24 protein-coding genes are annotated in these 18715 nt (G+C 62.3%); 3 read left to right on the top strand and 21 right to left on the bottom strand.

All coding sequences use genetic code 11. The annotated features are described in order from the left end of the window. The 9 genes from WCB02_RS41350 to WCB02_RS41310 all read right to left on the bottom strand — a co-directional run. A partial coding sequence (locus WCB02_RS41350) for a hypothetical protein (protein ID WP_423968629.1) occupies positions 1–205 on the bottom strand: 205 nt, incomplete at its 3' end. 61 nt (positions 206–266) lie between these two features. Further along, positions 267–638, bottom strand: a complete 372-nt coding sequence (locus WCB02_RS41345) for a CsbD family protein (RefSeq protein ID WP_423968627.1) — start codon at positions 636–638, stop codon at positions 267–269. Positions 639–700: 62 nt separating this feature from the next. Then, positions 701–910, bottom strand: coding sequence for a hypothetical protein (locus WCB02_RS41340; protein ID WP_423968625.1), 210 nt, complete (start codon positions 908–910; stop codon positions 701–703). 20 nt (positions 911–930) lie between these two features. Next, complete coding sequence (locus WCB02_RS41335; RefSeq protein WP_423968623.1) at positions 931–1173, bottom strand: hypothetical protein; 243 nt, start codon at positions 1171–1173, stop codon at positions 931–933. A gap of 67 nt (positions 1174–1240) precedes the next feature. Next, positions 1241–2539: a glycoside hydrolase family 130 protein gene (locus WCB02_RS41330; protein WP_423968620.1), complete on the bottom strand. Its 1299-nt coding sequence runs from the start codon at positions 2537–2539 to the stop codon at positions 1241–1243. A gap of 35 nt (positions 2540–2574) precedes the next feature. Next, positions 2575–4860, bottom strand: coding sequence for a glycosyltransferase family 4 protein (locus tag WCB02_RS41325; protein WP_423968617.1), 2286 nt, complete (start codon positions 4858–4860; stop codon positions 2575–2577). A gap of 282 nt (positions 4861–5142) precedes the next feature. Continuing rightward, the gene (locus WCB02_RS41320) at positions 5143–5547 is read right to left on the bottom strand and encodes a hypothetical protein (protein ID WP_423968616.1); all 405 of its coding nucleotides are present in this window, start codon (positions 5545–5547) and stop codon (positions 5143–5145) included. Positions 5548–5838: 291 nt separating this feature from the next. Continuing rightward, positions 5839–6894, bottom strand: a complete 1056-nt coding sequence (locus tag WCB02_RS41315) for a fatty acid desaturase (protein ID WP_423968614.1) — start codon at positions 6892–6894, stop codon at positions 5839–5841. 731 nt (positions 6895–7625) lie between these two features. Further along, positions 7626–8081 carry a sensor histidine kinase gene (locus WCB02_RS41310; protein ID WP_423968612.1) on the bottom strand — a complete coding sequence of 152 codons (456 nt, stop codon included), beginning with the start codon at positions 8079–8081 and terminating at the stop codon, positions 7626–7628. Positions 8082–8312: 231 nt separating this feature from the next. Here WCB02_RS41310 and WCB02_RS41305 point away from each other — a divergent pair, with 231 nt between their 5' ends. From WCB02_RS41305 to WCB02_RS41295, 3 genes are all read left to right on the top strand, one after another. Beyond that, positions 8313–8648 carry a hypothetical protein gene (locus WCB02_RS41305; RefSeq protein WP_423968610.1) on the top strand — a complete coding sequence of 112 codons (336 nt, stop codon included), beginning with the start codon at positions 8313–8315 and terminating at the stop codon, positions 8646–8648. Positions 8649–8783: 135 nt separating this feature from the next. Beyond that, positions 8784–9050, top strand: a complete 267-nt coding sequence (locus tag WCB02_RS41300) for a DUF1488 domain-containing protein (RefSeq protein ID WP_423968608.1) — start codon at positions 8784–8786, stop codon at positions 9048–9050. 181 nt (positions 9051–9231) lie between these two features. After that, positions 9232–9909 carry a Crp/Fnr family transcriptional regulator gene (locus tag WCB02_RS41295; protein WP_423968631.1) on the top strand — a complete coding sequence of 226 codons (678 nt, stop codon included), beginning with the start codon at positions 9232–9234 and terminating at the stop codon, positions 9907–9909. Between the two features lie 273 nt (positions 9910–10182). On the opposite strand, the gene WCB02_RS41290 is transcribed toward WCB02_RS41295, so the two are convergent. The 12 genes from WCB02_RS41290 to ctaD form a co-directional block, all read right to left on the bottom strand. Then, complete coding sequence (locus WCB02_RS41290) at positions 10183–10650, bottom strand: hypothetical protein (RefSeq protein ID WP_423968605.1); 468 nt, start codon at positions 10648–10650, stop codon at positions 10183–10185. Position 10651: 1 nt separating this feature from the next. Then, a complete protein-coding gene (locus WCB02_RS41285) occupies positions 10652–11152 on the bottom strand; it encodes a DUF6644 family protein (RefSeq protein ID WP_423968603.1) in 501 nt (166 codons plus the stop codon). Then, the gene (locus WCB02_RS41280; protein ID WP_423968601.1) at positions 11149–11655 is read right to left on the bottom strand and encodes a DUF6644 family protein; all 507 of its coding nucleotides are present in this window, start codon (positions 11653–11655) and stop codon (positions 11149–11151) included. The genes WCB02_RS41285 and WCB02_RS41280 overlap by 4 nt, the downstream gene beginning before the upstream one ends. Positions 11656–11662: 7 nt before the next feature. Then, the gene (locus WCB02_RS41275) at positions 11663–12061 is read right to left on the bottom strand and encodes a DUF6152 family protein (RefSeq protein ID WP_423968599.1); all 399 of its coding nucleotides are present in this window, start codon (positions 12059–12061) and stop codon (positions 11663–11665) included. Positions 12062–12072: 11 nt separating this feature from the next. Continuing rightward, the gene (locus WCB02_RS41270; RefSeq protein WP_423968597.1) at positions 12073–12846 is read right to left on the bottom strand and encodes a hypothetical protein; all 774 of its coding nucleotides are present in this window, start codon (positions 12844–12846) and stop codon (positions 12073–12075) included. A 384-nt stretch (positions 12847–13230) separates the two neighbouring features. After that, entirely contained in the window at positions 13231–13995 is a 765-nt protein-coding gene (locus WCB02_RS41265) for an SURF1 family protein (protein WP_423968594.1), read from the bottom strand. After that, positions 13992–14381 carry a DUF983 domain-containing protein gene (locus WCB02_RS41260; protein ID WP_423968592.1) on the bottom strand — a complete coding sequence of 130 codons (390 nt, stop codon included), beginning with the start codon at positions 14379–14381 and terminating at the stop codon, positions 13992–13994. Before WCB02_RS41260 ends, WCB02_RS41265 begins: the two co-directional genes overlap by 4 nt. A 73-nt stretch (positions 14382–14454) precedes the next feature. After that, the gene (locus WCB02_RS41255) at positions 14455–15348 is read right to left on the bottom strand and encodes a cytochrome c oxidase subunit 3 (protein WP_423968590.1); all 894 of its coding nucleotides are present in this window, start codon (positions 15346–15348) and stop codon (positions 14455–14457) included. A 96-nt stretch (positions 15349–15444) separates the two neighbouring features. Next, entirely contained in the window at positions 15445–16098 is a 654-nt protein-coding gene (locus WCB02_RS41250; protein WP_423968588.1) for a cytochrome c oxidase assembly protein, read from the bottom strand. A 13-nt stretch (positions 16099–16111) separates the two neighbouring features. After that, positions 16112–16276, bottom strand: coding sequence for a CoxF protein (locus WCB02_RS41245; RefSeq protein WP_423968586.1), 165 nt, complete (start codon positions 16274–16276; stop codon positions 16112–16114). A 17-nt stretch (positions 16277–16293) separates the two neighbouring features. Next, on the bottom strand, positions 16294–17256 hold the full coding sequence (locus WCB02_RS41240; RefSeq protein WP_423968583.1) for a heme o synthase: 963 nt from the start codon (positions 17254–17256) through the stop codon (positions 16294–16296). A 57-nt stretch (positions 17257–17313) separates the two neighbouring features. Further along, a partial coding sequence (gene ctaD, locus WCB02_RS41235; protein ID WP_423968580.1) for a cytochrome c oxidase subunit I occupies positions 17314–18715 on the bottom strand: 1402 nt, incomplete at its 5' end.

Genomic DNA, 18715 nt, shown 5'->3' with positions numbered 1-18715 from the left:
ACAGCGAACCAAGCGGCGCTTCGCGGGCAATATTGCTCAGGATGCTGAGGGGCATTCCCGGCTTGCGGCCGGCTTCGATCGCCCCGGTGACGCGATTCACCGTGCCTTTCACCGCGTCAGAAACCTCCGCGATGGTGGATTTCGGCTCCGGCACGGGGTCGAGGCCTTCATAGGCGATGGGGGCCAGCGGAATCTCGTCACTCACGATCGAACCTCCAAGATCCAACGTCAAACCCAGAACACGGCCAATCCGTCGGAACGCCGGCTCAGTAATAGCGGGAGCGCCGCTGCGGCCGGCTTGGCGAGCGGGTCATGAACAGCGCCAGGGCAAAGCCGACCGCGCTTGCGATCAAGAGCGAGCCGAGCGGATTCTCCTGGACCTTTTTCGCCAGCGCCTGCGAGCCGTCGCGGAAGGTGTCGCCGCTGTTGTCGTAGGCGTCCCTGGCGTAGCTGACGGCGGCATCGGTCGCGTCGCGCGCGGCATCCTTGGCCTGGCCGTACAGGTTCTGCGCCACGCCCGCGGTCTCGCGGGCGCGGCCTGACGCCTGGGTCTTGGCGTCACCGGCGAGATCGCCCACACTACCCTCGACTTGGCCCGCGAAATCCTTCGCCGAGCCGGCAATTCGATCCTTGTCCATGGCGTACGCTCCCTGCATTGAAGTTCCGGGGAAGTAACCGTCAAGGTCCGTTTCGGTTCCACTCAGGCGAGCTCAGCTTTTGGCGAGATGACGTTCTCTCCGCTGATCGCCCGGTCGAGCGCGTCGATCAGCACTTGAATCTCGATGAATTTGTTGCGCGCCCGCTCGGCCTTGTCCCTGTCGAACGGAGCGGCCAGCACTTTCGCGTGCGCGTCCCTGTCCTCGACCATACGATCACGGGCCTTGTTCAACGTTTCGAGGCGCTCGCTCATGTCTTGGCTCCTTTGCCTGCTCAGTCGAAGGCCGACGGAAGCTGGCCTTTGCGAAAAATGACCTGGGGTTCCTCGTCATAGTCGCCCATCTCCGGGTCGCCTGTGGACGAGAAGGCGACGACACTGGATTTGCTCAGCGCCAGTCTCTCCGCAGTCTGCAGCGCACGCGTGGCCGATTTGCAGGCGATCGGAGCGTCGGCCTTCAGGTGTCCGCCCCTGCCGGCATTGAATGACTGCACGAAGTAACTCGTTTCACGGGCCACGCGGGCTCCTTTGACTTTTCCTCTGACTTGGCAACGGGCGATGGCGCGATGACCCCACGCGGCGCGATCAAGCTTTCATCGATCGCAGCAGCGCCGAAATCCTGATCGTCGCGAAATTGGAGAAGGTGTCCGACACCGCATAGGGCAAGATGATCAGGTCGTTGTGCCGCATCGCGCCGCAGGTATAGACGACATTGGGCACATAGCCCTCGCGCTCGGATGGTTCGGGTCGCAACAACGGCTCGCGCGTGCGCGCCAGCACCTTGGACGGGTCGCTCTTGTCGAGCAGCGCCGCGCCGATCGAGTATCTGCGCACCGGCCCGACACCGTGCGTCAGCAGCAGCCACCCTTCATCGAGTTCGACCGGGGAGCCGCAATTGCCGATCTGCACGAACTCCCAGGGAAATTCCGGTTTCATGACGGCCTCACCGCCGTCCCATGTGTAGAGGTCGTCCGAATAGATCAGATAGAGGTTCTCATTGTCCTGCCGCGCGATCATGGCGTACTTGCCCCGGATCTTGCGCGGGAACAGCGCCATGCCCTTGTTGCGTGCCGCAGCTCCCCTCAAGGGCGCCAGCCGGAATGACATGAAATCGCGGGTCTCGATCAATTCGGAGCGGATCGCCCGTCCGCTATAGGCGGTGTAGGTCGCGTAATAGGTCTTGCGGTCGCCGTCATCGAATTCGACGAAGCGCGCATCCTCGATACCGTTCGATTGGGATTCGGTGACGGGAAACAGCACGCGCTCGCTCAGATCTTCCTCGGGCTTGAAGATCAACTCGACACGATCGCCGTCCGGCGCGGCGATGCGCTGGCTGATGCGGGGGAGAGACGCAAGGCGCGCCGCCGGATCGATGCTGAGGCTGCCATTGGCTGCGATCATGCCGGTCCGAAACGTCAGAGACGACACATGCCCTTCGCCGATCGCACGCAGGCTGAGAATGAAGCGCACGCCGCCATTCGGCACATCCGATTGATCGGGGTGCGGCACGATGCTGGGGTTGAACAAGGCAGAGGCTTCGAACGAATATTCATTGAGAAAATAGGCGCCAACCAATCGGCGCTGGATCTTCGAAAACGCTCCATGCGCGGCGAAAGCCTCCTCCATCTCCTTGGCGCGGGCGTCGAACGTCTCCAGCAGGTTGCGATGCCGTCCCTGGAAATTATCCAGGACGTCCGCAAGTTCGGCGTCGGCCGCTACCGAGTCGAGAGCAAGAACGCGGTCGACGATATGATTTGCGCGCATCTTGTCGGTCGGATTCAGGTCGCGCGGCTCGGTCGCCGGCTTGAACGGCCGCACGATCACGCGCGCGGGGTCGGGACGCAGGTAGAGCGCCTGCCGATTCAGGAAGGGGGCTTGCGACAAGGTGGCCTCGGCTGGCTGGGTTAAGGGGGTGAGATTCAGGCGCCCACCGCGCGCAATACGCCGGATTTCGTCAGGGGAGTGTCGACGCGCGCAAGCTGACGAATCTCGGCAAGTCCGAGAAGATAGCACACAACCGACTCGCCCCCGCGATTTTCATTGGCGCGATCGGGGTGCAATCCATCACGGCAACTGCCGGTGCGTGGATCGACCAGCGCCACCGCGAGATCGTTGCTGCCGAGAAACCAGGCGAAAGCGCGCTTGGCCATGGTTTTCCACTCGACGTCGCCCTCGGCCCGCCATGCCGTGAGGCAGGCGGCGATCGTCGCGGTTGCTTCCACCGGCTGCTGGTCGAAGGCACGGGGGCGTTGCCGCAGCTCGCCGAAGCCCGTGGTGCCGACCGGTCGGAAATGACCTGCCGAGGTGGTCTGTTGCGTCATCAGCCAGCGTAGCGATCGCAATCCGGCAGCGAGGTAGTCAGGCCTTTGCGTCGCCACGCCTGCGAGCATCAACGCCTGCGGCAGGCGCGCGTTGTCGTAGGCGAGTCCCTCCTCGAACCACACCCAGTCGGGCGTCTCGACCAGCGAGAGGCACGATATCAGTCTGTCAGCAAGGGCATGCCGAACCTTCCTGGCGCGCAGATCATCCGGAGCAACGGTGCAATAGGCGTCCAATCCCAGCAACGTGAAAGCCCACGCCCGGGGTGAACGAAAGCTCTCGGCGGTCGCCAATGCCTCGGCAAACAAGGCAACAGCCCACCGGCGCCGCGACGGGCTTGCGTCGCCGCGCGCGGCTGCACCCAGGGCCCAAAGCGTTCGGCCGTGGCTGTCTTCAGAGCCTTTGTCTTCAAGCCAGGTTCGATTGAAGCCCATGAAGTTGCGAAAACGACCGGTGTCGGGATTCCACGCGTGCTGCACGAAGGCCGCAAAACGGGCGGTCAAGACGTCCGACAGGCGCTGCTCGCCGGGGGTGTTGAGGGCGCAGGCCAACAGCAAGGCGCGAGCATTGTCGTCGACGCAATAGCCGTGCGCGCGATCGGGCACCGAATGCACCGCATGCTGGAACAGGCCGGTATCGTCACACATCGCCAGGAAATGTCCGATCTGCATGTCAGGCGCCGCGCGGCTGCGTGGCTCGGGCGCAAGCGCATCGGCGCGCGCAAGGACCTTGGGCACGTGAGCCTGCCTGGCGTGCTCGAAGACGGACATGTAGCGCTCGGCGGTGCGGTGCCATGTCATCGTGCGGCTGACCGCATAGGCACGCCGGCACATCGCCTGCCGGCGCGCGTCGTCGGTGAGCAATTCCGCGATTTCGCTGCCGATCGCCGCGGCGTCGCCGAAAGGCACCAGAACGCCGCGTCCGTCCGTCAGCAGTTCGCGGGCGTGCCAATAGGGCGTCGAGACCACCGGCTTCCCCAGCCCAAAGCTATAAGCCAATGTCCCCGACGTCATCTGCGCCTCGTTGAGATAGGGCGTGACATAGACGTCGCACATCGAGATGAATTCGAGCAGGGTCGCTTGATCGACAAACCGGTCGAGGAATACCACGCGGTCTTCGACGCCGAGCTCGCGCACGCGCGCCATCAGGCTCTCCCGATACGTCTCGCCCTGGTCTCGAACCAGATTGGGATGGGTCGCGCCGAGCACCACATAGACTGCGTCCGCGCGGCGTTGCAGAATCCGCGGCATGGCATCGATCACGACTTCGATGCCCTTGTTGGGGGATAGCAGGCCGAACGTCAGAATGACCGACTTGCCGCCAAATCCGAGCCTGGCCTTCGCCGCATCGGGCGCGACAAAGGCGACGTCTGGAATGCCGTGGGCGATCACCTCGATCTTGTCGTCAGGCACCTGGTAGACGTTGCGCAGCAACTCGTGGCCCTTGTTGGCCATCACCACGATCTTGGCCGAGGCATCGATGACGCCCTCCATGACAGCGCGTTGCGCAGCGGTGGGATCGGCCAGCACCGTATGGAAGGTGGTCACCACCGGCACGGTGAGGCGCGACAGCAGCACCAGGATATCGGCGCCGGCCTCGCCGCCGAAAATCCCGAATTCGTGCTGCAGGCACACGATGTCGAACCGTCCGGCATTGAGGAATTCGGCTGCCCGCCTGTAGTCTTCGATGTCGTCGTCCTTGATCTGCAAGGCGACGGAAGGCGGATAACCATAGGCTTGACCGCGGTCGGTCATCGCCACGATGCAGGTCTCCAGATTCGGGCGCGAGGTCGATATCGCCCTCTGCAGGTCGGTCGTGAAAGTTGCAATTCCGCAGCGGCGGGGAAGCGAGTTGCCGATAACGGCGATACGGCGCAGCGGCGTCATGATTATCCTCACTCGTGACGCGCATATCGAAGTGACATGCCGTGGGTCGATATCGTCGATCGCCTGACCGAACTCACCTCAGTCTATTGAATGAAGCAGGCAAGGGCTGGCGCACCGGTTCACTCAGTCGATGCCACCTGATCCGTCGTCCACACCGAATTCCGCAAGTAGCATCCTCCCGTTGTCCGTGTCCGTTCAGATACGCGTCGAACCGCGCCTCCCGCGTTGCCCCGCCGCGACAGATCCGCGGCGTCCGATCTCACATCCGAGCCGCGCTTTCGGTCAGAGTTTGTTGCAGGGCGCATCGTTCTTATGCTTGTGCAGAAATCGAGCGATCTGCCCGCGAAGCGCCGCTGTCTCCAGCAGCTTTCCGACCGATCCGGCAGTGTCGAAAATCTCCCGTTGCAGCGCGGTCGGCAGGGCATTCCATTGCATGATGACGGCCGCGCCAAGACAGCGCAGCACGTGCTCTTCTTCGTTCGCAAGGTCCATGCCGCGGGAGCGGTCCTGCTCCGCGACCCGCACCGCATTGTCATAGTTATCAGCCAGCCCCTGCTCGTTATCCGCCAACGAGGCGAGCCGGTCCTGCTGTTCTTCAAACTTTCGGCTTTCGTCCGGCCCGGTCGAACTCCTGACCAGTTCACCGAACTCGGCTGCCTGGGCACGATATTGCTGCGATTTGAACATGCCGTGCCCTTTCGTCGATAGTCTCGGCGCAGTCCGATCAATAACCATGGTCGATCGGGAGAACATGGATATGGAGATCAACGACCGAATAACGAGGCCACGCGCACAAATAAGCCGGCATCAAACCGCGATAGCCCGATCTCGGGGTCCAATCCCAGGCGTATCGGCCAATTGGATCCCCGGGGCATCGTGCCGCCGAGAAGAGGTCGCAAGGCTGAGGCCGCAGGAGGGGACGCTCCGTCAGCTCGATTTGTCAACGGTCGAGCCGGTGCCTGCGCGGGTGTTCCGGATTCACAATTCCGCATGCGCCAGGGAGTGCTGATTCTTGTCCATGTGCATCGATCGACGCATGCCCGCCTCTCGAAACGAAACGAGTCGCCGTTCCCTCTCGTCCCACAAGGTCATCCGCACACACCGCAAACTCTGCAGCATGGTGATTCGTCCGACGGCAGCAAGCTCGGGGTGGTCGCGCAACACATCCGGCAAACGGTAGCAGGGAATGCGACTGCATAAATGGTGGATGTGGTGGATGCCGATATTGGCAGTGAACCAGCGCAGAACACCTGGCAAGTGATAGTGGGAGCTGCCATGCAGCGCAGCTTCATGAAAACTCCAGGTCCCATCGCGGGACCACGAAGTGTCCTCAAACTGGTGTTGGACATAGAACAGCCAGACCCCGATCGACGCCGCCAGAATCATGATCGGCAGGTGCACAAGCAGGAACGGCCCAAAGCCCACCAGCCACATCATCGTGGCGACCAGGAAAGCGATAGCGGCGTTGGTGCCCATTGTGCTGAGCCAGGGGCCCCGGCCGGCACGCATCATTCCCATCGGCAAACGGTGCCGCAGGATGAACAAATAGGTGGGGCCGATGCCAAACATCACCAGCGGATGCCGGTACAGGCGATAGAGGAGCTGCTGCAACCGAGACCGGGCGAGAAACTCACGCACGGTCAACGTGTCGATGTCGCCGACACCGCGGTGATCGAGATTGCCGGAACTAGCGTGATGGAGCGCATGGGTCCGCCGCCAGTAATCATATGGGGTGAGCGTCATGACACCAATGGCTCGACCGACCCAGTCATTTGCAAGACGGCTATGGAAGAACGAGCCGTGTCCACAGTCGTGCTGGATCATGAACAGCCGGACCAGCAGGCCCGCCGCGGGGAGCACCAGCAGCAGGCCGATCCAATAGTCGTGGTCAAGAGCCGCCCACATCAAAGCCCAAATGGCAAGGAACGGCACCGTCGTGACCGCCAGTTCGAACACGCCGCGCACACTGTTCGGCTCGCGATAATGCGCGAGCGACTGAGCCAATTTGCGGATTTCCGGCGTGCTCTGGACCATGTCTAGGCTGCTTTCCGCATGTGTTGAAGGAACGGCCGCCGGCAATGAATTCTGCGGGACCACTCAAAACCGTAAGCTGCTTGTCGAGTTGGCTGGAAGGCGGGTGGAGATCCGTCGACCTTTGGAAGCGTTCTTCTGTCGCGTCGAACGGCTGCTGAGCGGTAGAGACCCCGTCGCATTGGCCAGCGCGGCCTGTCTGCCCCACCAGAGCCAGTGCCACGGTGGCATTCATGCTGTCAACCATCGATGTTGCCGTCTTGACGGCGAACGATGACAATCGCGGCGACCACGAAAGCGAGGCCGGAACGAGGTAACCCGATCGCGCCGAGCCGACCCGCAAGCGCCCGGCCGTTAAAAATGCAGCCCTCGGATTCATTCCGGGTCCCGATTCGGTCCGCCCCTGGTGGGATATTGACCCGTTTCGCGAGATTTTGCTGAGCAATATTGCTCACTCTCAAAGCTCGGGTATTTCCTGGTCTCGAAGCCGCGTCCGCCGGAGTTGCACGAAACGTGGCGATACCTAAAGGCCTGCAATGTCGAACTCGGGACGGCTTTCGCCGGTGATGGATCCGGAATGCCCGAAACAAAACGACCCCAGCCCGGGGGGCGAGCTGGGGCCGTCATTCATCGGATGTTATGGGGGCATCGCATCCGGTCGCCTGTCACCAAGCGGCACGGGCACCATTGGTTCCCGCGGGCTGTGCGGGTATGGCGGCGCTCTGCGCCGCCTCTTACTCGAGAGGCTGCCCGACGAATCCGAATGAGCCGCGTCTTTTTGCCACGACGGAAACGGAGGTGCCTTGGGGGCCGGTTTCCGTGATGACCTCCGCGCCGAGTTGGCTGGCGAGGGCCGCGACGATGCCGGTCCCGAGTCCGCCTTCGGCGATACCGGCATGTTTCTGCTTGCCCTTCCCATTGTCGGACACCGACAGCCGCCACTCCGTTTTGCCGGCATCGAAGGCCACGACGATCAGTCCGTCGCTCGCGACACCGGGGAATGCGTGCTTGAGCGAGTTGATCACGAGTTCAGCGACGATCAATCCGAGGCTCTCCGCCTTGCGGCGGTCCACGTTGCCCCCTTCGCCCCGGACTGCGATCGAAATGGCCTGATCGTCGCTGATCATCGAATAGGATATGGCTGTGCAAAGACTGGACAGATAGGGAGTCAGCTCGACGGTCCCGCTCACCATCGAGCTATGGAGCAGCCTTTATACGGCCGCAACCGATTGAGTACGTCGACCCAAGCTTGACGATAAATCCGCAGCGCGAAACGGTCTGTACAAGATTGCTCAGTGCCGCTTGTTTGTGCATTGCAGCGTGCATTGATCGGTGTTGACCGTTCTATGGAAAAACGTGTGCAATTTTGCTCAGCGCGAACCGGCTGCGCAGGATAGGTTCGCAGACAGTTAAGTTTCGCCATGGCATCCGCCGATTTGGGTTTGACCACCAGCGCGACAGGTTGGTCCAGGAGATTCGCTTTGACCGTCAGGACAACCCGGACCACCGTTTCGTTCAGTAGTCCATTCACCCTTCACAACGTGGAGGGCATTCAGCCCGCCGGCGAGTATGTCGTGGTCATCGACGATGAATCGATCGAAGGACTGTCGAGGGTTTGCTATCGGCGCGTGGCAACGCTATTTCAGACGCCCGCGCTCTATGGTCCGGAACGACAGATTCAGCTTGCAGCCATCAGCCAGACGGAGCTGGACGCCGCGCTGATGAAGGATCAGTATCGAACGGTTATCATGCACTGAGCTCATCCGAGCCACATCAAACCGCATCGTGAATTCTCGAATGCGACCGGTGGCGCCCGACTTTCATTGAATTTGAGAGATGCGTTGATTCTCGCACTGCATCGATGGTTTTGCGATGCAACCTGAGGGAGATCCATGACCCCGACATTTCCAAATCACAGCCGGAGTTATGACCGAACCCGGCAGGCTGTCCGGTTCTGGGGATATGACACATCGATCGAATATTCGTTCTTCGTCGCTGTCGGTGCGCTGGAGAGGGTGGAACCCCGTCTCAACCATGACGAAGAGGATTTTGCCGGCGCGTTCGATACACACCGTGATCTGATTTGCCGGAAGGCCGCAGGCCTGCATTCACGGGGTCGAAAGGACCGCTACGAATTGGCTGGCGCGGACTTCAGGTAGAGCAGCCGACGTCCGCTCTTCCATCAAGCGGCCGCGAGATCGGTACTTGGTGCAGGCTACGCGCATCTCGCGGGGCGCGCTTCCCAAGTCGGGCGATGCCAGCCGCAAACAGCCAACTTCGTCAACACGATGCGTATCGGTTCTGATAAACAAAAGTCCGCAATCGGGGGCCGCGAGCTTCATGCCAAAGACGGCAAAACGCGTATTTGATCCAAAGCTGTTTCTCGCCAGGGTCGGCGACGGCAAGACCATTTTGACATTCGAGAAGAACCAGATCGTCTTTGCGCAGGGAGCCGCCGCGGATGCGGTCTTCTATATTCAGAAGGGTAGAATCAAGGTTTTCGTCGTCTCCGAACAGGGCAAAGAAGCAGTCGTGGGAATCCTGGAGGCCGGACAATTCTTCGGCGAAGGATGTCTCAACGGCCATGCCCTGCGGATCTCGACGACGATGGCCATGGAGGATTGCCTGATCACGTCCATCACGAAAGCCGGCATGCTGACGGCGCTCAAGAGCGAGCCGAAGTTTTCCGAGCTGTTCATGGCATACCTTCTCAGTCGCAACAGCCGTATCGAAGAAGACCTGATCGACCAGTTGTTCAATTCAAGCGAAAAGCGGCTGGCGCGCCTTCTGCTGCTGCTGGCAAATTTCGGCAAGGAAGGTACTCCACAGCCCATCACGGCACAGGTCAGCCAGGAAACGCTGGCGGAGATGATCGGGACAACCCGCTCGCGCGTCAGCTTTTTCATGAACAAGTTTCGCAAGCTCGGCTTCATTACCTATAACGGAAAGATCGAGGTTCATAGTTCGCTGCTGAACGCTGTCCTGTATGACAAGCCTGAGATAAGGCGGGACGACTGAGCGACGGGACGGTGCGGAAGGATCGAAACGCGTCGAGGTGTTTCCTGCGTATCGTGTACCACTGAGCGCCAAGCTGTGGCCGCCGCTGCCGGCAGTCAGCCCGCGAGATGAATCCAGATGAATGGAGCCGACTACGTCGTTGCCGCGTTGGCGGTGATGGTCTTGGTCCATGATGGCGCGAGCAAGACGCGCTCCGCGTGGTGACAAGGCTTCGCCGCACCCGGCGATCGCAGGCTGTTCAGATCCTGGCCGGCTCGCTGACAGCCTTGCCAGTCATTCGAGCCCATAGTGGCGATGGCAGGCCGCGCAGACGCCGTCGAGCTGGGCGCTGACCTCGGAGACGGATTTCAGGTCATGCGCCTCGGCGCCGCGATAGGCCTTGTCGGCTGCGTCCGCCAATTTCTTGACATAGCGATTCCACTGCGGATCGAGCCCCCGCCCCGGAATCATCAGCGCGTTGGTCGCTTCCGCCAGGGTCGCCGCACCGCTCACCACCTGTTCCCAGTCATCCTCCGATTTCGGCGAGAGATCATGCTCGCCCTTGTCGTCGATCATCACGCCGTCGACCTTCCAGATGCTCGCCGCGGCCGGACTGAGGACATGCTGCATGAAGGTCTTCATGTCGACATGGGCTTGAAAGGGCGGCGTCGCGCCAGCGTCTTCGGAGTTCGACGGCGATGCGGCAATTAAGCTGACGAGAAGGGCGAGGCTGGCGCCGAGAGCAAAGCGGAGGCTGACCATTTTACTGAACCTGCATCGTGAAGCCGATCCAGCGCCCGCACGCGACCACCGCGATCCAGAGCAGGATGGACAATCCCCCGGCGAGCCGCGCCGACAGCGGCGGCGTTCTCGCCTTTTCCCATTGCGGCAGATCCCTGGCGCTGACGACATGAAACACCGCCATGTTCAGGCCGGCCACCACAATCAGGAAAAGCTTGGCGACAAAATAGCCGTTGGCCAGGTACTTGGTGGCGTTGGAGACGAACATCAGGCTGCCCGAGGCAACGGCCAGCGCAAACGCGCACCAGGTGAGGGGAAGGACGCCGTTGATGACCCGGCTCACCGGCCGGTCGACCGAGGCAAGCCCGAGCAATCGGAGATCGGCGACCAGAATGGTACCGACCACGAGGCAGATCGAGACCACATGCACCGATTCGATCAGCGGGAACAGCAGGTCGTTCTCGCGAATGTTGTCCGCCAGTCCGCTATCCTCGAAATACGAGATGAATTCCTGAAGCATCATCCGGCCTGGGTATAGGCAATCCAGCGGCCGGCGAACAGGATGCCGCACCAGACCAGGATCGAGGCGGCGGCGGCCACGCGGCCCGCGATGCGGCGCCCGCGCGTCCCGTCCCAGAAATTCGGCGATGACGATATCGACCCCTGCAGCCCCGCGGTCAGCACGATCGCAACCGCCAGCAGCGCCATCTTGAGATAGAAGGTCGGGTTGATCAGGGAACGGCGGGGCTCACCGATGATCAGAAGGCTTCCCGTGACCAGGAGGATGAGCAGCACCGGCCAAATGGTCGGCAGGAAGCGCCTCGCCACGTCGGGCAGCGGCTCGTCGCGCTGAAGCAATCGCCAGATCCGAAGATCCACCAGGACCACGGCGGAAAACACCGCGGCAACGCTCAGGATGTGAATGGTCTGAAGCGATGGAATGATCCAGGTCGTGGTCTGGATGGTGTGGCTCAGCTGCGTTGCCGCCAGCCATTTGGAAAGCCCGACCTGCCCGACGTCAATCATCAGATCATTATTCGGCTTGATCGGCGGGCGTCAGGCTGTAGGTCAGTTCCTGACCATTCTGCAGGTTGACCTTCTGCAGAAAGCCGCCGGCATTGCCGTCGCGAAGTGGCAGATAGTGGAACACCGCGTGATCTCCCGGCTGCAGCGAGCGCTTGGTCCAACCCGATCGCGTCAAAACGCCCGGGCTCGATACTTCGAGCACCCATGTGCTTGCGGGCTGGCCATCCTTGGCGTCCTTCTCGATCACGAAGGTAATGTGCGGGTTGGTCCAGTTCACCTGCTTGACGGTACCTTCCATGGTTTGCGGATGATCGGCATCATAGGCCGCATTCGAATGGTGTGCCGCTGCGATGCCGCCAGGTCCCAGAACCAGGGCCGCGGCAAGAATGACGACTTTCGGCGACATCGCGATCTTCCTCATTTCTGTGTGTGGACCGAGCCGTAGGCGCCTTGCGGGTTCGCAACGAAGATGTCGTTGCCGAACTCATCCTTGCCCGGGATCAGATCTTCCTGAGCGCATTCGCCCTCGGTGATCTCATAGTGACGCTCGGGATAGCGACGGAAAATCCGCGTCGTCTTCCAGGTCGCGTCGAGAACCTTCGGCGCCGTGATTTCGAGGTCGTCGTCGAGCACGTTCGGCTGCGCCAGATGCAACCGCTCGACGACGTGCATGTCGCCGTCATTCGGGATGCCGACCGCCTCGCTGATCGCGATATAGGCCTGCGGCACGATCGCGGTGGTGTCGATCACCAGCGTATCGCCCTCCCAACGCCCGATCGAGTGACCGTGAAGCGACAGGTCGGGGTCTTCGGGATGCGGGCGGCCGTCCATGTAGACTCGCCGCATGCGGTTGCCGTCGACCTCGCCCAGCATGGTGATGCGGCCGGGAGTGACCAGCAACTCGAACGCGTTGTGCATGATCAGCATCCAGCTCGGCATGCCATGCGGCAGGCAATGGCTGAGCACCAGAAACGGCCGGCCAGCCTTTTCCTCGGCAATCAGGTGCTTGACCTGCGGCAGGATCTCCGGCTTCCAGGGCGGCATATTGGCCGTTTCCTGACGCTTCTGATCCCTGATGTCCGGAAGCCAAACCCCGCTCAGATCGGGCGGCTCTGCCTGAACCTTGGGAACGCCCGACACACCAATCAAAAGCGCGGCACAACAGGCCATCGCGAACTTGTCAGTATTCATCTTCACGCGGACTGGCCGTTGTGTCCTGAGCATGTGTTCTGAGCATCTGTTCTGAGCATAAGCTCTCAGCATAAGCTCTCAGCATAAGCTCTCAGCATAAGCTCTGACGCTGCAAACCTCACTGGCACGAACATTAGTCGCGGCGCGCGAAAAAGAAAATCGATCATTGTTGCAGAGCAGCTATCTCTCCCCGGGAATTGATTGACAAAACGGCATAAGTTGCATGACGCTTCCAGCGCTACTTTCCAGAAATCAACCGCGGGATCTTTTGTAGGTCCTCATGCCAAGGTCTTCGCACAAAAGTCCGATGGCGCAACCGCCATGGATTCGCAGGCGCAATCCGCTCAAGACGGTGGCGCAGCACTCGTGCCCGATTGGCAAGCCCTACGTGTGAGGCCGAACCGCGCGTGGTTGGGCTCGCATCCACACCGCGAACGCGATCACCACCGCGCCGGCCAGCGCGAACCAGGTGATGGCGTATTGCATGTGATCGTCCGGCAAGTGGACCTCGAGCGGGCCGGGCTTCGGAATGGCATTGTCCGGCACCGGCGTCTCCAGATCGACGTAGAACGGCGCCACCGCGCCCCAGCCGAGCGCGTGCGCCATTGCGCGATGATCGCGCACGAACCACAGACGCTTGGCGGTATTTTCCGCGGGCGTCAGCAGTCCGGCGGATTGGGGAAAGCGAAGATAGCCGGTCAGGGTCACGGGCCGGTCGGTGATCAGCGGGGCTACCGCGCGATCCTCGGCCGAACGCTCCTGCATGGTGTTCGGCACGAAGCCGGCATTGATCACGACGGTCTCGCCCGACGTCAGGGCTGCGGGCAGGAAGGCCCAGGTGCCCGGTCCGGAAATATCCGCGCGCACTGCCGAGCCGGAGCTATAGACCATGGCGTCCGGCCGCCGCGCATAGGTCGCGACGAAGCCGACGCGGCGGAACTCGTCGCTCGCGGCCGTCAGCCCTCCCCATTGCGAGGCTGGCGGCAGCGGCACGGGCGCGGCGGCGAGCCGCTCGGTGAGGGCTGCGATCAGCGCATGTTTGGCGAGGCGCCGCTGCAATTGCCAGACGCCAAGGCCGACGAACAGCGCCACCATGACGAGGGTGAAGACCGCAAAGCCGCGGCGCCCGCGCGCGTTGCCCCCGGTCATTTCGGCGCGCGGTCTATCAGCTGGCCCGGCGCGGCCTTGTGATGGAATTGCAGCGCGATCAAAAGCGACTTCATCGCGCGCAACGGCCACAGCGTCACGGCGAGCGTCAGCGGCAGCCACAGCGCGGCATGCACCCAGAACGGCGGCTGGTATTTCACCTCGACGATCAGCGCCGCGGTGACCACGATGGCGCCGGCGATCAGGATGATGAAGATCGCAGGCCCGTCGCCGGCATCGATGAAGGCATAGTCAAGCCCGCAGGCTTCGCAGCGGGGCCGCAGCGTCAGGAATCCCGAAAACAGCTTACCCTTGCCGCAACGCGGGCATTTGCAGGCGATGCCGCGCAGCGCGGTCTCGCTCAGCGTCGGCGATGTCTGGTCCGGCATGGGCGCTCGATCTCTTGCTGGAAACAAAAAGGGCGGCCTCGCGGCCGCCCCTTGTAGCACGGCTGAGAACAGATTACTCGGCGCCGACAAGCCGGCCGCCGCCGGTGCCCCAGACATAGATGCAGATGAACAGAAACAGCCACACCACGTCGACGAAGTGCCAGTACCAGGCGGCGAACTCGAAGCCGAGATGCTGGGTCGGAGTGAAATGGCCGGCATAGACCCGCGCCAGGCAGACAATCAGGAAGATGGTGCCGACCAGCACGTGGAAGCCGTGAAAACCGGTCGCCATGAAGAAGGTGGCGCCGTAGACATTGCCGGAGAAGCCGAACGCCGCATGGCTGTACTCAAAGGCTTGCACACAGGTGAAGCAGGCGCCGAGCAGGATGGTCAGGATCAAGCCGTATTTCAGGCCCTGGCGATCGTCCTCGAGCAGCGCATGGTGCGCCCAGGTCACGGTCGTGCCGGAGGTCAGCAGCAGAAGCGTGTTGAGCAGCGGCAGATGCCAGGGATCGAAGGCCTCGATGCCCTTGGGCGGCCAAGTGCCGGGCACACTGCAGGCGCCCATCTGGGTACCGGCGCCGCAGCCGAAGATCGCGTCGCGGGCGGCATGCACGGCATCGGCCGGAAACAGCGACGAATTGAAGAAGGCCCAGAACCAGGCCACGAAGAACATCACCTCGGAGGCGATGAACAGGATCATGCCGTAACGGTGGCTGATCTGGACCACGCGGGAGTGATCGCCCTTGTATTGCGCCTCCCGGATCACGTCGCCCCACCAGCTCGCCATGGTGTAGAGCACGCCGACCACGCCGAGCGCGAATACCATCCAGGCTGCGGAGAACAGATGGTGCATCCAGCAGATGGCGCCGACGGCCATGACGAAGGCCGACACCGAGCCGACGATCGGCCACGGGCTCGGATCGACGAGGTGATAGTCGTGGTGCTTGACTTGCGCCGTAGCCATTGCGGTCTCCCCATTAGCGGTGCCGGTGGATTCGGCACATATTCATCAAAAAAATCCGATCCCCGAAGTCCCCCCGGAGATCTTGAAGGCTTCCGTTCAGAGAGTTCCCATGTCTTCCTTGGCCCTACCCGGCTCGCGCGTGGTGACCGGCTTCGGGGTGGCGTCGCGCACGGGATAGAAAGTGTAGGACAGCGTGATGGTGTTGAGCGTGTCGTTGTCGGAATCGCGTGTGATCGAGGGATCGACGTAGAACACGACCGGCATCTCGCGCTTCTCGCCCGGCGCCATGGTCTGTTCGGTGAAGCAGAAGCAGTTGATCTTCTCAAAATAGGAACCGACCGTAAGCGGAGCGACGTTATAGGCCGCCTGCCCGACCGTGGTCCGCGCCGACCGGTTGGTCACGGTGTAATACACGGTGACGACCTGGCCGATCTTGACCTCGATCTCGGTCTGCTCAGGCTCGAACTTCCAGGGCAGGCCGCCGGCGACGTTGGCATCGAAGCGAACCGCGATCTTGCGATCGAGCGGCGCCGTCGACGGCGTCGCGGTCGCGATCTGGGTCGTGCCGTTGAAGCCGGTGGCGCGGCAGAACCAGTTGTAGAACGGCACCGCCGCGTAGGAGGCGCCGACCATCAGCGCCACGAGAAGGCCGCAGCTCGCAGCAACCAGCACGTCGCGGCCGAGTCGCGGCGCACCGGCCCGCTTTGTCGCGGCCTGCGCTGTCGTGCTCGTCCGGGTCTCGGTGTCCATCACATGACCTCGATCACAGCGGCCGGTTCAGCACGGCCGGGCCCTTGACGATGGTGACCGCGAAGAACAGCATGACGAGAACGCCGAGCGCGAGCGCGATCGCAATCGAACGGCGGCGCTGGCTGCGCTTCTGCGCCTCGGTGAGGACGATACCGTCCGGTTCATGCGGGTTCGACATTCGCGTGCCATGCGCCCCTATCCGAACCAAGATCCGAACCAAGTTCCGAATCCCGGCGCGACGGTGCGGACGACGACTTCGAGCAGCAGCGTCGCAAACAGCGCGAACAGATAGAGGATGGAGAAGGCGAACAGTTTTCGCGTGGCGCGCAGCGATTGGCTCTTCTCGCGGCGGCGATAGACGTTGATCGCGAAGGCCAGCATGCCGGCGCCGAGCACCAGCGAAGTCACGCCATAGACCGCATCGAAATAGCCCAGCGGCCAGGGCGCGGCGGCCACTGCGACCAGCACCACCGTGTAGAGCAGGATCTGCAGCCGCGTCGCGTCGGGACCGGCGACCACCGGCAGCATCGGTATGCCGGCGCGCGCATAATCGTCGGAACGGAACAGCGCCAGCGCCCAGAAATGCGGCGGCGTCCAGAAGAAGATGATCAGGAACAACAGCACCGGCTCGACCGAGATCGAGCCGGTCGCGGCGACCCAGGCGACCACCGGCGGCAGAGCGCCGGCGGCGCCGCCGATCACGATGTTCTGCGCGGTCCAGCGCTTTAGCCACAGCGTGTAGATCACGACATAGAAGAAGATGGTGAAGGCGAGCAGCGCGCCAGCATACCAGTTGACGAGAATGCCAAGCGTCATGACCGAGAAGAACGCCAGCGTCATGCCGAACGCCATCGCTTCGGGCCGCGTAATGCGGCCGCGCGGAATCGGCCGGTTGGCGGTGCGCGACATCTTGGCGTCGATGTCGCCTTCGAGCGCCATGTTCAGCGCGCCGGAGGCGCCGGCGCCGACCGCGATGCACAACAGCGAGGTGAACGCCAGCACCGGGTGGAGATGCCCGGGCGCCATGGCAAGGCCCACGAGCGCGGTGAAGACCACGAGCGACATCACCCGCGGCTTCAGCAGCGCGACATAGTCGCCGACATCGGCCTCGGAAATCCGTGGCGCAAATTCAAGGGCGTTCTGATCGACAACCGACAAGATTCTGCTCGCTTCTCAAAACGACGCGACGCCAATCGGGGCGCCGCTTGCTTTTGCTCACTGCACGCGCGGCAGCACTTCGAACTGATGGAACGGCGGCGGCGAGGACAGCGTCCATTCCAGCGTGGTGGCGCCGGCGCCCCACGGATTGTCGGCGGCCTGCTCCTTGCGCACGAAAGCGTCGATCACGCCATAGATGAAGATCAGGACGCCGAAGCCGGAGATATAGGAGCCGATCGAGGAGACCAGGTTCCAGCCAGCGAAGGCGTCGGGATAATCGACATAGCGGCGCGGCATGCCGGCCAGGCCGAGGAAATGCTGCGGGAAGAACACCAGGTTGACGCCGATGAAGGTGACCCAGAAGTGCGCCTTGCCGATGGTCTCGTTGTACATATAGCCCGACATCTTCGGGAACCAGTAGTACCAGCCGGCGAAGATCGCGAACACCGCGCCGAGCGACAACACATAGTGGAAGTGCGCGACCACGTAATAAGTGTCCTGCAGCACGCGATCGACGCCGGCATTGGCCAGCACGACGCCGGTGACGCCGCCGACCGTGAACAGGAAGATGAAGCCGATCGCCCACAGCATCGGGGTCTTGAACTCGATCGAGCCGCCCCACATCGTGGCAATCCAGGAGAAGATTTTCACCCCCGTCGGCACCGCGATCACCATGGTGGCGGCGACGAAATAGGCCTGCGTCGCCGAGCTCATGCCGACCGTGTACATGTGGTGCGCCCACACCACGAAGCCGATGCCGCCGATCGCGACCATCGCGTAGGCCATGCCGAGATAGCCGAACACCGGCTTCTTCGAGAAGGTCGAGACGATCTGGCTGATCATGCCGAAGCCGGGCAGGATCAGGATGTAGACTTCGGGATGGCCGAAGAACCAGAACAGATGCTGGAACAGCACCGGATCGCCGCCGCCGTCAGCGGCAAAGAAGGTGGTACCGAAATTGCGATCGGTCAACAGCATGGTGATGGCGCCGGCCAGAACCGGCAGCGACAGCAAAAGCAGGAACACCGTCACCAGGATCGACCACACGAACAGCGGCATCTTGTGCAGCGTCATGCCGGGCGCGCGCATGTTGAAGATCGTGGTGATGAAGTTGATGGCGCCCAGGATCGAGGAGGCGCCGGCCAGATGCAGCGCCAGAATGGCGAAATCGACCGCGGGTCCCGGATGACCCGAGGTCGAGAGCGGCGCGTACATGGTCCAGCCCGTGCCGACGCCGTTGGAGCCGGGCTCGCCCTCGACGAAGGTCGAGATGATGAGCAGCGAGAAGGCGGCCGGCAACAGCCAGAACGAAATATTGTTCATGCGCGGGAATGCCATGTCGGGCGCGCCGATCATGAGCGGCACGAACCAGTTGCCGAAGCCGCCGATCATCGCCGGCATCACCATGAAGAAGATCATGATCAGGCCGTGCGAGGTCACGAACACATTGTAGGTATGG

The sequence above is a fragment of the Bradyrhizobium sp. genome, from assembly GCF_049581145.1.
Lineage (GTDB): Bacteria > Pseudomonadota > Alphaproteobacteria > Rhizobiales > Xanthobacteraceae > Bradyrhizobium.
The sequence above is the reverse complement of the archived record's forward strand: the minus strand, read 5'-3'. Positions and strand labels throughout refer to the sequence as shown.